At 49.1% G+C, this 14,595-nt stretch carries 14 protein-coding genes; 1 reads left to right on the top strand and 13 read right to left on the bottom strand.

Annotated elements, in window-relative coordinates; all coding sequences use genetic code 11:
• Positions 1 to 44: 44 nt before the first annotated feature.
• The 11 genes from ylqF to smc all read right to left on the bottom strand — a co-directional run bounded on the left by ylqF (position 45) and on the right by smc (position 11,007).
• Positions 45 to 920, bottom strand: coding sequence for a ribosome biogenesis GTPase YlqF (gene ylqF, locus ABEW34_RS23920; protein ID WP_430162044.1), 876 nt, complete (start codon positions 918 to 920; stop codon positions 45 to 47).
• A 24-nt stretch (positions 921 to 944) separates the two neighbouring features.
• Positions 945 to 1,616 carry a signal peptidase I gene (lepB, locus tag ABEW34_RS23915; RefSeq protein ID WP_430162042.1) on the bottom strand — a complete coding sequence of 224 codons (672 nt, stop codon included), beginning with the start codon at positions 1,614 to 1,616 and terminating at the stop codon, positions 945 to 947.
• Between the two features lie 100 nt (positions 1,617 to 1,716).
• The gene (gene rplS, locus ABEW34_RS23910) at positions 1,717 to 2,058 is read right to left on the bottom strand and encodes a 50S ribosomal protein L19 (protein WP_056039073.1); all 342 of its coding nucleotides are present in this window, start codon (positions 2,056 to 2,058) and stop codon (positions 1,717 to 1,719) included.
• Positions 2,059 to 2,229: 171 nt separating this feature from the next.
• The gene (gene trmD, locus ABEW34_RS23905; RefSeq protein WP_430162039.1) at positions 2,230 to 2,973 is read right to left on the bottom strand and encodes a tRNA (guanosine(37)-N1)-methyltransferase TrmD; all 744 of its coding nucleotides are present in this window, start codon (positions 2,971 to 2,973) and stop codon (positions 2,230 to 2,232) included.
• A 1-nt stretch (position 2,974) separates the two neighbouring features.
• Entirely contained in the window at positions 2,975 to 3,499 is a 525-nt protein-coding gene (rimM, locus tag ABEW34_RS23900) for a ribosome maturation factor RimM (protein WP_430162037.1), read from the bottom strand.
• A gap of 275 nt (positions 3,500 to 3,774) precedes the next feature.
• Positions 3,775 to 4,005, bottom strand: a complete 231-nt coding sequence (locus tag ABEW34_RS23895; RefSeq protein ID WP_046230689.1) for a KH domain-containing protein — start codon at positions 4,003 to 4,005, stop codon at positions 3,775 to 3,777.
• Positions 4,006 to 4,031: 26 nt separating this feature from the next.
• Positions 4,032 to 4,304, bottom strand: a complete 273-nt coding sequence (rpsP, locus tag ABEW34_RS23890; RefSeq protein WP_046230688.1) for a 30S ribosomal protein S16 — start codon at positions 4,302 to 4,304, stop codon at positions 4,032 to 4,034.
• A 40-nt stretch (positions 4,305 to 4,344) separates the two neighbouring features.
• Positions 4,345 to 5,721: a signal recognition particle protein gene (gene ffh / locus ABEW34_RS23885; RefSeq protein ID WP_430162034.1), complete on the bottom strand. Its 1,377-nt coding sequence runs from the start codon at positions 5,719 to 5,721 to the stop codon at positions 4,345 to 4,347.
• 23 nt (positions 5,722 to 5,744) lie between these two features.
• Positions 5,745 to 6,113, bottom strand: a complete 369-nt coding sequence (gene ylxM, locus ABEW34_RS23880; RefSeq protein ID WP_430162032.1) for a YlxM family DNA-binding protein — start codon at positions 6,111 to 6,113, stop codon at positions 5,745 to 5,747.
• A gap of 239 nt (positions 6,114 to 6,352) precedes the next feature.
• Positions 6,353 to 7,366: a signal recognition particle-docking protein FtsY gene (gene ftsY, locus ABEW34_RS23875; protein ID WP_430162030.1), complete on the bottom strand. Its 1,014-nt coding sequence runs from the start codon at positions 7,364 to 7,366 to the stop codon at positions 6,353 to 6,355.
• A gap of 62 nt (positions 7,367 to 7,428) precedes the next feature.
• A complete protein-coding gene (gene smc, locus ABEW34_RS23870) occupies positions 7,429 to 11,007 on the bottom strand; it encodes a chromosome segregation protein SMC (protein ID WP_430162028.1) in 3,579 nt (1,192 codons plus the stop codon).
• A gap of 447 nt (positions 11,008 to 11,454) precedes the next feature.
• Here smc and ABEW34_RS23865 point away from each other — a divergent pair, with 447 nt between their 5' ends.
• Complete coding sequence (locus ABEW34_RS23865; RefSeq protein WP_430162026.1) at positions 11,455 to 12,453, top strand: phosphotransferase enzyme family protein; 999 nt, start codon at positions 11,455 to 11,457, stop codon at positions 12,451 to 12,453.
• Between the two features lie 67 nt (positions 12,454 to 12,520).
• On the opposite strand, the gene rnc is transcribed toward ABEW34_RS23865, so the two are convergent.
• Together rnc and fabF are read right to left on the bottom strand one after the other, a co-directional pair.
• On the bottom strand, positions 12,521 to 13,222 hold the full coding sequence (gene rnc / locus ABEW34_RS23860; RefSeq protein WP_056038330.1) for a ribonuclease III: 702 nt from the start codon (positions 13,220 to 13,222) through the stop codon (positions 12,521 to 12,523).
• Positions 13,212 to 14,453 (bottom strand): beta-ketoacyl-ACP synthase II, encoded by a 1,242-nt coding sequence (fabF, locus tag ABEW34_RS23855; RefSeq protein ID WP_056038332.1) that lies wholly within the window; start codon positions 14,451 to 14,453, stop codon positions 13,212 to 13,214. The genes rnc and fabF overlap by 11 nt, the downstream gene beginning before the upstream one ends.
• Positions 14,454 to 14,595 lie beyond the last annotated feature (142 nt).

Here is a 14,595-nt window from a genome sequence, read left to right as displayed (position 1 = left end):
CTTCAAATCCTCAGGCCTCTAAGGACACTCATACAATCAAAAATCTAGCTATTTTGCTTCCAAGGTGCTTCAAGCGAAATATGGCCGAACTTGCCTGCACGCAGCTCCCGCAAAATAATGCCCGAAACCTTCTCCAGATCAACACGCGCTCCGCTTTGCAGACAACCCCGCTTGCGTCCGATTTCCTCCATCACCTTGACGATTTCATCAGACTCGTTCGTATCCGGCTGTTCCATCGTCAACTCGAAGCGCTCTTTTACACTGTTCCAGTAACGGTCAACCAATTCCTTCAAAGCAAAAAACGCAATATCCTCAATGTTCAAAACCTGCTCGCGAATCGCACCTGTCATCGCAAGGCGATAGCCGACAAGCTCATCCTCAAACTTCGGCCACAAAATGCCCGGCGTATCAAGCAGCTCCATATCCTTACCAGCTTTTATCCACTGCTGGCCTTTGGTTACCCCTGGACGATCGCCAGTTAGCGCAATATTGCGACCTGCCAGGCGGTTGATCAGCGTCGATTTCCCTACATTCGGAATGCCGACGATGAGACCGCGCACCGCTCTTGGATTAATGCCCTTGGCGATTTGACGGTCAATTTTTTCCTGCAGCAGCTCTTTTGCTTTAACCGGAACCTCGTTTACCCGCGTTCCTGTTGAAGAATCGACCGCAATACACTCATGGCCTTCTCCCTTAAAATACGTAATCCATTGCTCCGTCACCTTAGCATCTGCCAGGTCCGACTTGTTGAGCACGATCAGCCGCGGCTTGCTTCCTAAAATTTCATCAACAATCGGGTTGCGGCTGGACATTGGAATACGTGCATCAAGCAGCTCGATCGTTACATCAATCAGCTTGAGCTTGTCTTGTATTTGTCGTTTCGCCCGCGTCATATGACCGGGGAACCATTGAATCGTCAACTTCTCACCTCATTCAAATGCCAATTAATGCTTAATAAAGCTCAGCTTGTTCAGCGGCCAGAAAATCACTTCCGCCCGTCCTACAAGCTCTTTATTCGAAATATAACCAAGGGCACGGCTGTCCTGGCTGTTGCTGCGATTGTCGCCCATTGCGAAAATCGTATCCTCCGGCACAGTCGCTTCCGTTATTCGCTCATTAGGGAAATCTGATTCATTATTATAAAGCTGACCATTTGCCTGAGCCTGTTTAATGGCCTCCGCAATGTATGGCTCTTCCAATTTCACATCATTAATGAAGACGTCATCGCCTTGAACCTTAATTGTATCTCCTGGCAGCCCAATGACGCGTTTAATAAAATCTCTGCCTTGTTCCGGAACATGGAACACGACAACCTCGCCTCTGTCAGGCTCTCGGAATTTGTACAATATTTTATTCACAATAAGACGCTCGCCAGTTTCAAAGTTTGGATGCATGGACTCGCCTTCAACCATGAACGGTGCAAACAGAAAACTGCGAATAATGACGACCAGCACGACAGCTATAGCAAGCGCTTTGATCCACTCTACTGTTTCTTTCATCGCTTTTGCTTTTTGGTTAGGCGCCGCTTTGTCAGACTCAGCAGATGGAGTAGCCGTTTCGGCGCTATCTGATGTGATTTCAGTTACATTTTCATCATTACGTGATTGCTGGTCCATAAAAACGCCTTCTTTCCATCCTCGAATTCATACTTGCAGACAAGCTGTAAGAATAACGAAAGGGAGCTTGTTTAACCAAGCCCCCTCTTGTCTATTCGACTTAACGAATTTCTTTAATTCTAGCTGCTTTACCACGAAGGTTACGTAGGTAGTACAGTTTAGCGCGACGTACTTTACCACGACGTGCCACATCGATACGATCGATTTTAGGCGAGTTCAACGGGTAAGTTCTTTCGACGCCAACACCGTAGGAAATTTTACGTACTGTAAAAGTTTCGCTAATACCGCCGCCACGACGTTTAATTACAACGCCTTCAAATAGCTGGATCCGCTCGCGGGATCCCTCGATAACTTTAACGTATACTTTCAACGTGTCACCGGGACGAAAGTTAGGAAGGTCTTTGCGAAGCTGCTCTTGCGTAATCGCTTGTACGAGATTCATCTTGGATTCACTCCTTCCACCATAGACGTTCTTAATAGCTCTCCAACTTCCCATTTGAAATTGGGTCATTACCATTAGCGGACCGTCCGATTAATACGAACAACATTTGAAATCATACCATATTCAAACCCAAATTTCAACATCTTTTTCCGGGCTTGCCAACATTATCGCTTAAGACTGCTGTTTGTCCAAAGAAGCAAGCCATTTACGCTCCTTCGCGGTCAATTCGGCCTTCTCCAGCAGGTCAGGACGTCTATCCCGTGTGCGAAGCAGCGATTGCTCGCGGCGCCATGCCTCGATGCGGCTATGGTGGCCGGAAACAAGCACCTCCGGCACCTCCATATCACGAAATACGGCGGGTCTTGTATAATGCGGATGCTCCAGCAGGCCTGTGCTGTATGAGTCTGTAACTGCCGAAGTTTCATTGCCAAGAACGCCGGGAAGCAGGCGTGCTACGCTGTCGATAACAACCATCGCAGGAAGCTCCCCTCCAGTCAGCACATAGTCGCCAATCGAAAGCTCATCCGTTACTAAATGCTCGCGTATACGCTCGTCATAGCCCTCATAATGGCCGCAAATCATAATCAGATGCTCTTCCTTCGCCAGCTCCTCTGCCTTCTGCTGGGTGAAGGTTTCCCCCTGTGGACACATTAAAATCACACGGGGACGAGCCCCTGTTCCGACCTGCTCGATTAAGTGCTCAACCGCCGAAAATACAGGCTCTGCTTTAAGCACCATGCCTCCTCCTCCGCCATACGGATAGTCGTCTACCGTATTATGCTTATTGCCGGAGTATGCGCGAAAATTAATGGCATTCAGTGCTACGATGCCTTTTTCCTGTGCCTTTCCAAGAATGCTAGCTCCAAACACGCCATCGAACATTTCAGGGAAGAGCGTAAGCACATCTACTATCACGCTAAATCAACCCTTCCATCAGATGAACGGTTACAGTCTTCTGCGCAATGTCTACGTTCAGCAATACTTCATCAATAACGGGAATTAGCACTTGGCTTCCTTTTCCTTTAGGACGGTCGACGACCCATACATCATTAGCGCCTGGCCGCAAAATTTCAGAAATGATGCCCAGCTCCTCGCCCTCGTCTGTTACGACGCGACAGCCGATAATTTCGTGGAAATAATATTCCCCTTCATCCAGCTTCCCAAGCTGCTCCTCTGCTACCTTCAGCAGCCAGCCTTTGTACTTCTCCACTTCATTAATATCATTATATCCCTTAAGCTTAATAATATAATTGCCCTTATGCTCACGGGAGCCCGCAATCTCTACTTCCAGCTTCGTGCCGTGCTCCTCATGTATCATAACGAGCTTATTGCCTACTGCAAAACGCAGATCTCCAAAATCGGTCTGGGACAGCACCTTGAGCTCGCCGCGCAGACCATGTGTATTAACGATTTTGCCAACTGTAAACCATTTGCCGCTCATTATTCATGTATCCTTTCTTTCGTGTTTTCTTTTATTATGATCAGGATTTTGCATAAATCAATGAAGCGCAGAACGCCGATAAGCGTTTGATCCGCCATTCAAGGCCATTTATGCAAAATCCTCATGATACACGCATAAACGGCTGACGCCGGCCCAAAAAAAGGCGGCAGCAGCCGTTTTGCGTAAAAACAGAAAATATCCATTATGAATATCATCCTGCTTTTATGTTTGAAAAAGGGTTAGGATAAACAACCCTAACCCTCTCCGAATACGTTTTACGATATGATGTCCACGATAACCCGCTTCTCTGATTTGACAGCTGCGGAGGTTACAACCGTACGCATCGCTTTCGCGATGCGGCCTTGCTTGCCGATAATTTTACCGACATCCTCCGCATGAACCGACAGCTCATATACGATGCCGCGGTCATCGTCTCTTTCCTTCACGCTTACGTCTTCCGGATGATCCACTAACGCCTTTGCTATGACAAGAATCAATTCTTTCATTATAAAGGCCCTCCGCTGTTCAACAGTTATTTCTGTTGCTTAAGCTCATGGAACTTTTTCATTACGCCTGCTTTGGAAAGCAAGTCGCGAGCTGTATCCGAAGCTTGCGCTCCGTTTTGCAGCCATTTCAAAGCTTTTTCTTCGTTGATGGATACTTGAGCCGGTTGTGCAACCGGGTTATAAGTACCGATCTCCTCGATAAAGCGACCGTCGCGCGGCGAACGGGAGTTAGAAACAACTACGCGATAAAAAGGGGCTTTGTGAGCACCCATACGTTTCAAACGAATACGTACTGCCATGTGAAATTCACCTCCTTCAATTAATAAACCTATTTGCTATTTAAAACGGAAACTTCATGCCTTTGCCCAGCATGCCTTTAAGGCCCTTCTTGCCGCCCTTAAGGCCTTTAGGCCCCATCATGGACGAAAACTGCTTCATCATTTTGCGCATGTCATCAAACTGCTTGATCAGTCGATTGACTTCGGCAACCGACGTTCCGCTTCCGGCAGCAACCCGTTTCCGGCGACTGTGGTTGAGAATTTCCGGCTTCGTCTTTTCTTCCTTCGTCATCGAGCGCACAATCGCCTCAATACGGCCAATTTGCTTCTCATCGATTTTCATGTCTTTAAGGCCTTTGACCTTGCCCATCCCTGGTAGCATATCCATCAGCTGATCAATCGGCCCCAAATTCCGCACCTGCGCCATTTGCTCCAGAAAATCATCAAATGTAAACTCAGCCGTGCGCATCTTGCGCTCCATTTCGGCAGCTTTGTCTGCATCAATATTCATCTGAGCCTTCTCGATAAGAGAAAGCATGTCGCCCATGCCGAGAATCCGCGATGCCATCCGGTCTGGATAGAACGGCTCAAGCGAATCGATCTTCTCGCCCATAGCAGCAAACTTGATTGGCTGGCCTGTTACAGCTTTAACGGATAATGCCGCACCACCACGGGTATCGCCATCTAGCTTCGTCAAAACAACACCAGTGAGCTCAAGCTGCTCATGGAAGCTTTGTGCTACGTTAACTGCATCTTGACCTGTCATGGAGTCAACAACGAGCAGCACTTCATCAGGCTTAACCAGCTGATGAATTTGCTTCAGCTCGTCCATCAGCGTTTCGTCAATATGAAGCCGGCCCGCTGTATCAATAATGACATAATCATTATGATTATCTTTCGCATGCTGCAAGCCTTGCTTCGCAATTTCTACCGGAGAAGCTTGATCGCCAAGCGAAAACACCGGAGCATTGATTTGCTCGCCGAGCACTTGCAGCTGCTTGATTGCAGCTGGACGATAAATATCGCAGGCTACTAGCAAAGGCTTATGATTGCTCTTCTGTAGAAGCTTGGCAAGCTTGCCGGACGTTGTTGTTTTACCTGCGCCCTGCAAACCGACCATCATAATAACCGTTGGTGGTTTATTCGCTTTCGCCAGCTTGCTTTGCGTACCGCCCATCAGCTCGGTCAGTTCTTTATTAACGATGTTAATAATGACCATGCCTGGAGTGAAGCTTTTCTCCACTTCCTGACCAATAGCCTGTTCCTTTACTTTGGCGATAAAATCTTTGACGACTTTAAAGTTAACGTCTGCCTCCAGCAGCGCAAGACGCACTTCACGCATCGCCTCGTTTACATCAGCATCGGACACTTTGCCTTTGCCCTTCAGCTTGCTAAAAACGTTTTGCAATCGGCTTGACAAGCTTTCAAATGCCGCCATGATCCATCACCTCCGTTATTTCCTTACCTGTTGTTCGTCGTTATTAATTGCTCGATTATATCTAGAATTCCCTGCTTGGCATCCGTTCCAAGGGAAAGCTTCGTTACGCTATTTCCCAGATGTTCGGCAAGCTGCTGCAGCGCTTCATGCTTCTCCAGCAAGCGAAGCTTGCCTTCGTAGCTTTCAAGCACCTGTACCGCGCGCTTGACATGCTCATAAACCGCCTGCCTGCTAATGCCGGATTCCGCTGCAATTTCCCCAAGCGAGAAATCATCGTGAAAATAATATTTAAGTGAAGTCCTCTGCTTCTCAGTGAGCAGGGGCTCATAAAAGTCAAACAATAAATTAATTCGGGTCGTCTTCGCAAGGGCGTCTGGTTCACTAGCATTCATAACCTTTGCTCCTTCCCGTCAAGGGTAAATCCTTTACACCTAAGCAACGTCTCTTATCTTACACGATTGAAGCAGGCACTGTCAAGCTTTAAACCTTGTCATCCCTAGCTGAATGCATTTCAGGCCAAGCGTAAACGGCCGAAAGCCGTCCTCTGGCGGTAAAGCTAACGTTTCGCGGTGAAAAATAAGCAGAGTATAAGGGAGAAACTTATACATTCTTATATTTTCAAAAAGCTGATTTACTGCTGCGTTTCCGCCTCTTCCGATCCCTCTTGATCTTTAATAAGGCCCGCAAACAAGGCATGTACAAACTGCTCCGAATCAAACTGTTGCAAATCCGTCATCTTCTCGCCTAAGCCTACCAGCTTCACAGGCAAATTCAGTTCATTGCGGATAGCGATGACGATGCCGCCTTTAGCTGTGCCATCAAGCTTCGTCAATACAAGTCCGGTTACGCCGCTTTTCTCGCCGAACAGCTTCGCTTGGCTGAGTGCATTTTGGCCAGTAGTCGCATCGAGCACCAGCAGCACCTCATGAGGCGCATCTGGAATTTCACGCTGAATGACGCGGAAAATTTTATTGAGCTCTTCCATCAGATTAGACTTGTTTTGCAGCCTTCCCGCTGTGTCGCAAAGCAAAATATCTACGCCCCGCTGCTTCGCTGCCTGCACCGCATCAAACATGACGGCTGCCGGATCGGAGCCGGACTGCTGCTTAATGACATCAACGCCTACGCGCTGGCCCCATACCTCCAGCTGCTCAATGGCACCGGCGCGGAACGTATCGCCCGCCGCCAGAAGGACGCTTTTGCCCTCATTTTTATACTTGTAGGCCAGCTTGCCAATCGTCGTCGTTTTGCCAACGCCATTGACGCCAACGAACAAAATAACGGTAATGCCGCTTCCCGACATGCGAAGCGCTGTTTTCTCGTTGTCATCACCTTTCAGCAGCTCAACGAGCTTCTCCGACAATACCGGCTGCAAATCCGCCGCATCTTCGATTTTGCGTTTTTTCACTTCCGCGCGCAGCTCGTCAATCAGCTTCATTACGGTATTGACGCCTACATCGGCGCCAATCAAAATTTCCTCAAGCTCCTCGTAAAACTCCTCGTCAATCTTTTTCCGGCGCGTAATGAGCTCTTCTACTTTTTCGACAAACGCTGTGCGGGTTTTGGATAACCCTTCTTTAAATATCGTCGTGACCGCTTCCGTCTTGGAAGCGATGCTTTCCTTCAATCTTTTGAAAAAACTCATCGCGATTGCTCCTCCGTCTTCGTAACTATGCTATATTATTTCCTCATTCTTAGTGCAGCATGCTACGCGGTAGCTTGCTCCTCTTCTTCCTCCAGACGCACCGATACGAGCTTCGATACGCCGCCTTCCTCCATCGTTACGCCATACAGCACATCGGCTTCTTCCATCGTGCCTTTGCGGTGGGTAACGACGATAAACTGCGTGAGCTCGGAAAATTCACGCAAATATTGGGCAAACCTCGATACATTCGCTTCATCAAGCGCTGCCTCTACCTCATCCAATACGCAGAAAGGGACTGGCTTCACCTGCAAAATAGCAAACAGCAGCGCAATTGCCGTAAGCGCCCGCTCACCGCCGGAGAGAAGCTGCAAGTTTTGCAGTTTCTTGCCTGGCGGCTGCGCTACAATGTCGATCCCCGTATCAAGCACGCGATCCGGCTCAACTAGAACAAGATCTGCCCGGCCGCCGCCGAACAGCTTTGCAAATACGATGCTGAAGTGGCCTCTGATTGCTTCAAAGGTCGTTTTGAACCGTTTCGACATTTCATCGTCCATCTCGCGAATTACTTGATAAAGCGTCGTCTTGGCTTCCACCAGATCATCCTTCTGTTCCGATAAAAACTCATAACGCTCCTTGACGCGCTCATACTCGTCAATAGCGCCCAGATTCACATCGCCTAGCATCGTAATTTGGCGTTTCAAATCACGAACCAGATTTTGCGTGCCAATGACATCTTCAGGCACAGGGTATTGCTCTCTCGCCAGTTCAATGCTCAGCTCATATTCCTCGCTGAGCTTGCGCAGCAAATTGTCCAGCTCCACATCAAGGCGATTGGCGGCGATTTCATTTTGACGCAGCTGCTCCTCGATTTGCCGGAGCTGCGTACGCTGCTCCTTCGTCTCGCTTTCGCCCTCTTCCAGCTCACGGATTCGATCCGCCCTTGCCGAACGCTGCAAATCCGTCTGCTCCGAGCATTCCTGCTTCTTAAGCTTCAAGTGATTAAGCTGCTCCACCTGCTGCACGCTCTCCTCAGCATGGCGAGTGATCTCCTCTTCCTGCTGTGCAAGCAGCGAGCGGACATTGCCAAGCTCCTGCTTCGCCCTTACAATATCAGCCCGAACACGGGCGGCTTGGTCCTCAAACGACTGCTTTTCTTGATCCGTCTTGGCTGAGCTGATTTTCAAATCCGTTAGTTGGCCCTGGAGCGCTTCCTTCGCGGTTTCACTTGCTTTGCGGCGTTCCTCAGCAAGCTTGATCGCCTCCTGCAGCCTAGCCTCGTCTGTTACCAGCTTCTCAAGCTTCGCTTGCGCTTCCTCAGATGTAGCCTGCATCGTTTGCTGCTCTGCCAAATGGCTGCTGCGATCAGCGGAATACAGCTGCTCCTGCTCATTAAGCTGCTTTTCTTCAGAGGCCAGCTGCTGGAGCTCTGCCCGTACCTGCTGCTCGTCAATACGCGATTGCTCCGAACGCGAACGCAGCTCCTCCATATTTTGCGATCGGATTGATTGCTCCTTGCGAAGGTCGCTAAGCTTGTCGCGCAGCTGCTTCATCGTTGCCTCAGCTGCCGTAATTTCCTCATCCAGCCCTTCAATTTGCCGCTGCCGTCCAAGCAAGCTTGCCCCTTTTTTCTGCAAGCTTCCGCCTGTCATCGAGCCCCCGGCATTTACAACATCGCCCTCTAGCGTTACAACCCGGTAGCGATATTGACATTTAGAGGCAATGCGGTTTGCCTGCTCCAAATTTTCAGCAAGCAATACATTGCCGAGCAAATTTTGAATAATAGACTTATATTGCGGATCGCACGAGACAAGATCGGCAGCAACTCCTACAAAACCTTCTGCATTTTCTGCCAGTCGTTTGTCATGCTCCGGCACTTGCCTTGCGCGAATGACATCGAGAGGCAGGAAGGTAGCTCGGCCCAACTGCCGCTGCTTCAAAAATGCAATCGCTGCGCGTGCTGTTTTCTCATCCTCCATGACCACATGCTGAAGCGCACCGCCAAGCGCTGTTTCAACCGCTACCTCGATTCGCTCTGGCACGCGTACCAGTTCGGCAACCGCGCCATGAACGCCACTAATGCCGCCTGAAGTGCGGCGCGACGCCTTGAGCACTTCCCGAACGCCGTGCATAAAGCCATCGAGTGCATCCTGCATTTCTTTCATCGTATCGCGACGGGAAATGCTGGCGTCGATTTTTTGCTCCCATTTGCGAATAGCTGCAGCCGCTTCATCTACATACTGCCCGGTCTGCTTCGCTTTTTCAGCCTCATCTATGTATTTGTTGCGGGCGGCATTAATATCTTTCAAAATCGCTTCCAGCTGTGCTTCCAGCTGCGCACGTCTAGCTCCACTTTTCCGCTTCTGCTCTTTCCACTTCAGCTCATCCTCGCCAAGACGCTCCATTCGCCGTCCAACAGCTTCCTTCTGCTGCTGGGCATAACGAATTTCGTTGCGCAGCTCCGCCATTGCGCTAAGCACTTCAAGCAGCTCGCCCTTCAGCGTCTCCTCGGCATCCGGAGCAGCTCCGCCAACAACGCCAATAAGACGGTCTTCCTCCTCCGCCAGCTTCGACTTCAAATCTGCAAGCTGCAGCTCCAGAGCAGCCGCACGGCTGCGGAATTCCGCCTCTTCCTGCATCAGCGTGCCGATGCGGGCATCCTGAGACGCAGCGGATTCCTCAAGCTGCAGCTTGTTATGCTCCAAATTGCGTTTGCGTTCCTTCAAAACCTCGCCGTAGCCTTCGCATTTTTCATAATCCTCGCTGTATTGCAGCATCGCTTCATGCAGGCGGTCGAGCTTCTCCTCTATTTCACGCAGCGCAAGGCGATCCTTCTCCAAATGCGCATCATGCTTGCTCACAACCGTTGACAGCTCCAGCTCACTTTGCTTGAGCACCTCCAGCTTGGCATTTGCCTCCGACCAAGATTTATGGACCGAATCAATGTTGTGAACGTACATGGAAATTTCTTTCGTCCGCAGCTGCTCCCGCAGCGCTTTATAATGAATCGCTTTCTCCGATTGTTCCTTGAGCGGCCCTACCTGGTCTTCGAGCTCAGTAACCAAATCGTGTATGCGCAGCAGGTTCTGCTCCGTCTCATCAAGCTTCTTCTGCGCTTCCCGCTTGCGCGATTTATATTTAACGATACCGGAAGCCTCTTCAAAAATACCACGGCGATCCTCAGACCTTGTGCTTAGTATTTCCTCAATACGGCCTTGTCCGATAATCGAATAAGCTTCCTTGCCGATTCCCGTATCCATAAACAGCTCCGTAATATCCTTGAGCCGGCATGATTGCTTGTTAATCATATATTCACTGTCACCGCTGCGATGGACACGGCGGGTTACTGTCACCTCATTGTACTCCAGTGGCAGTGCTCCATCCGTATTGTCGAGCGTCAGCGACACTTCGCCATAATTGACTGCTTTGCGCGCATCGCTTCCGGCGAAAATAATATCTTCCATTTTGCCGCCGCGAAGGCTTTTGGCGCTTTGCTCGCCGAGCACCCAGCGGATGCCGTCGGAAATATTGCTTTTGCCGCTGCCGTTAGGGCCAACCACTGCCGTAATCCCCGTAACGAACTCCATCTCCGTCTTATCGGCAAACGATTTAAAACCTGCTAGTTCAATACGCTTAAGGAACATAAATTGTCTTTCACCTCACCCGCTATTGTACCACAAAATCCAGACGCCGGATAACCTCACTTTATGCTCTCTGCTGCTATAGCCGAGTTCTCTCCTTCTAGTCAAAGTGAAACACCTGTCGCCGTCCTTTGGTGCGTGGCACGTTTTATTCCGAGAAATAGAAGCAATGGGCAGAAAAAGATTTTCTGTTTTTATTTCAGGCGTTTTTGGGCATGGACACCTCCGTACTAAAAACCTGGTTAAATCAATCAGCACTCTACCTGCCTTATTCTTTGCTCGCTACCTTGATAGCAAGGGATATGAAAATACAACGTCGAATAAAAGTAATTGATTGGTAACTTCACATTTTTCCCTTCATGAAAACGAACATAGCACATAGAAAAATGACTTATAGTTAGCCTAGACAAGCGAGTAGAACATAACCAACAAAGAGGAGGAGTCGCTTTAATGACACCAGCGCTGCAATCAATTATCGAGCATTATTTCCCTCTAGATATTGTACAAACTGAACCCGTGCCCTTTGGGTTAACTAATACAACCTGTTTTGTAATAGTAAACGACCAAAAATACGTAGCACGTCATTATGACCTTTATACGAAGACCTCAGAAAGCTTGCACTTAGAAATGGAAGTGACAGCATTTCTATTGCGCTCAGCGCTTCCCTTTAATATCCCGTCGTTTCTGCCCACGCGAAATGGAGACTTGTCTGTGACGTTATCAGACGGATCATTAGGCGCACTCGTAACCTTTATTCAAGGAACCGCTCCGCCGATTCAAATACCTGATGATGCTTACTTATTTGGCAGCGTCGTCGGTGAAGTTAGTGCAAGGCTGAAAAAATATGAACAACCAAAGAATTTTAAATATAATGGAACTCCGTTTACTAGCTTGTATCAGCTACATCCTCTTGCGACGGCAGAAATTACAGCTTCTTTCTGGAAACAACCGCCTTTTCCCGTTACAGACGAGCAAAAACATTATTATAGCGAAGCACTGATTTCAGTTGAATCAAATCGTGAGGCTTTATTATCCTTACCTTTGCAAATGGTACATCACGACTTATTAGTATTCAATTTATTATCCGTAGACCGCTGCATTACGGGAGTCTTGGACTTTGATTTCCTCGCGATTGATATCTCATTTTTGGAATTTGTAATTAGCCTCAACCATGTGCTCCAAATGTCTGGCGGCTCCCTTGAAATGGCGGCAGCGTTTATTGAAGGATATGTATCATTTCGAACCTTGTCATCTGAGGAATTGAGCCAACTACGTACGTTAACCCGTTTGTACCATATTGCGGTTCTACACATATATATTGGACAATTCAGGGCAGGAAAGGACATTTCTTATGCCTTTTCCTACATTGCGAATCAACTAATTGAGCGGGATAACTGGTTGGAGCATAACGAGGACCAACTAAAAGGGTTAATAGCAACGTACACATAGTCATATTTAAAAAAGAGGCTGCCGGGATTTATTAATATCCCAGTAGCCCCTTCCTATAGCTTCCTCTTTACGGCTGAGCGGAAAGGGAGTGCCACGCTTCTTCCGCTGCGCGCTGCTCCGCTTCCTTCTTCGTCCGACCGCTGCCGCTGCCGCATCTGGCATCACCCAAAATCACTTCCACGACAAACTCGCGATCATGCGCCGGTCCGCGCTCCTCGGTAATCCGGTATTCTACCGTACCTAGCCCATGATGCTGGGCGCGCTCCTGCAGCTTGGATTTGAAATCCTTCACGAGCAGGCCGTAATCGTTCGATTCGATGAATGGAAACACATGCTCTTCAAGAAAAGCACGGGCCCGATCCATACCCGCATCGAGAAAAATCGCACCGACAAATGCTTCAAACAAATCCGCCAGCAGTGCCGGCCTCTGTCTGCCGCCCAGCTGCTCTTCACCCCGTCCCAGCAGGACGTAGGCGCCAAGAGCGAGCCGTTCCGCAAAAAGGGCAAGTGACGGTTCACATACGACCGAGGCGCGCATGCGCGTAAGTTCGCCCTCCGGCCGACGTGGATAAGAGCGAAACAGAAATTCTGAGACGAGCAGCTGCAATACCGCATCGCCCAAAAACTCCAAACGCTCATTATGCTCGATTGTGCCATGTTTATGCTCATTTACATACGACGTATGCGTGAAAGCTTGCTTCAGCAGCCTATGTTGTTTGAAGCGTAGCCCCAGACGCGACTGCAGCTCGCTTAGAGAATCATGCTTCATAAACTTTCATCACGATCGTCGCATTATGACCGCCAAAACCGAAGGAGTTGGACATTGCGATACGAACATCCGCTTTGCGCGGCTCATTCGGCACATAATCCAAATCACATTCCGGATCCTGGTTGTCTAAGTTAATCGTTGGTGCAATGATACCGTTTTGCAGCGTCAAGCCTAAAATAACCGCTTCCACTCCGCCGGCTGCGCCAAGCAAATGTCCCGTCATCGACTTCGTCGAGCTGACTGCCAGCTTATAAGCATGGTCGCCAAATGCTTTCTTAATCGCTTTCGTCTCCGAACGGTCGCCTACTGGCGTTGAAGTACCGTGCGCATTAATATAATCGATTTCTTCTGGAGCAAGTCCAGCATCTTTGAGCGCTTTCACCATACAGCGTGCTGCGCCGTCCGGATCAGGCTCTGTCATATGATGCGCATCGCCGCTCATGCCATAGCCAATAATTTCAGCGTAGATCCGAGCTCCACGTTTTTGGGCATGCTCGAGGGATTCCAATACAAGCACGCCTGCACCCTCGCCCATAACGAAACCATCGCGGTCAATATCGAAAGGACGGCTTGCTTTGCTTGGCTCATCATTGCGAACGGACATAGCGCGCATAGAGCAGAAGCCAGCCATTCCCGTTGGACGGATAGTCGCCTCAGCACCGCCGCACAGCATGACATCAGCGTCGCCGCGCATAATCATTTTATAAGAATCACCAATGGAATGCGTGCCTGTCGCACAAGCGGTAACCGCTGTGCTGTTCGGGCCTTTCGCGCCTGTCAGCATGGATACTTGACCAGATGCCATATTGGCGATCATCATTGGAATAAAAAACGGGCTGACGCGCTTTGGACCTTTCTCCAGCAAAATATTATGCTGATCCTCCCAAGTGCCCAGGCCGCCAATACCGGAACCAATCATAACGCCAACGCGTTCTTCATCAGCGTTTTCACCGATTTTCAAATCTGCATCCTTAACCGCCAATTGGCTGGCTACCGCAGCGAACTGCACGAAGCGATCCATACGGCGCGCTTCCTTCTTGTCCAATCCGAAATCCTCCGGATTGAAGTTTTTGATTTCTGCGGCAATGTAGGTTGGGTATTCCGAAAAATCGAACGCTTCCACAACGGACACACCAGACTTGCCTGCGAGCAAATTGCCCCAAAACTCCTCAAGCTCATATCCGAGGGAAGTCATAACTCCCATACCTGTAACGACAACTCTTTGCTTCATTTCGATTCACCTCTATGAACTGCAATATAGATAACACGCTGCTGCGCTGTATCTTTTATATATAAATAGCTCTTACGCTCATTTATTCGTCTTCATAATCACATGCCCTAGATGGAGAGAAGTCCCGTTTGTGACAACGGGA

The sequence above is a fragment of the Paenibacillus algorifonticola genome, from assembly GCF_050481745.1.
In the GTDB taxonomy this organism is placed as follows: Bacteria; Bacillota; Bacilli; order Paenibacillales; family Paenibacillaceae; genus Pristimantibacillus; species Pristimantibacillus algorifonticola_A.
Note: the sequence above shows the minus strand (reverse complement) of the source record. Positions and strands in the feature narration are given on the sequence as shown.

Excerpts from the sequence above, each read along its gene's own strand:
- rnc (WP_056038330.1), bottom strand. The coding sequence starts at position 13,222 with ATGAAGCATGATTCTCTAAGCGAGCTGCAGTCGCGTCTGGGGCTACGC.
- ABEW34_RS23865 (WP_430162026.1), top strand. The coding sequence starts at position 11,455 with ATGACACCAGCGCTGCAATCAATTATCGAGCATTATTTCCCTCTAGAT.
- lepB (WP_430162042.1), bottom strand. The coding sequence starts at position 1,616 with ATGGACCAGCAATCACGTAATGATGAAAATGTAACTGAAATCACATCA.
- fabF (WP_056038332.1), bottom strand. The coding sequence starts at position 14,453 with ATGAAGCAAAGAGTTGTCGTTACAGGTATGGGAGTTATGACTTCCCTC.
- ftsY (WP_430162030.1), bottom strand. The coding sequence starts at position 7,366 with ATGAGTTTTTTCAAAAGATTGAAGGAAAGCATCGCTTCCAAGACGGAA.
- rplS (WP_056039073.1), bottom strand. The coding sequence starts at position 2,058 with ATGAATCTCGTACAAGCGATTACGCAAGAGCAGCTTCGCAAAGACCTT.
- smc (WP_430162028.1), bottom strand. The coding sequence starts at position 11,007 with ATGTTCCTTAAGCGTATTGAACTAGCAGGTTTTAAATCGTTTGCCGAT.
- ABEW34_RS23895 (WP_046230689.1), bottom strand. The coding sequence starts at position 4,005 with ATGAAAGAATTGATTCTTGTCATAGCAAAGGCGTTAGTGGATCATCCG.
- ffh (WP_430162034.1), bottom strand. The coding sequence starts at position 5,721 with ATGGCGGCATTTGAAAGCTTGTCAAGCCGATTGCAAAACGTTTTTAGC.
- ylxM (WP_430162032.1), bottom strand. The coding sequence starts at position 6,113 with ATGAATGCTAGTGAACCAGACGCCCTTGCGAAGACGACCCGAATTAAT.
- rpsP (WP_046230688.1), bottom strand. The coding sequence starts at position 4,304 with ATGGCAGTACGTATTCGTTTGAAACGTATGGGTGCTCACAAAGCCCCT.
- rimM (WP_430162037.1), bottom strand. The coding sequence starts at position 3,499 with ATGAGCGGCAAATGGTTTACAGTTGGCAAAATCGTTAATACACATGGT.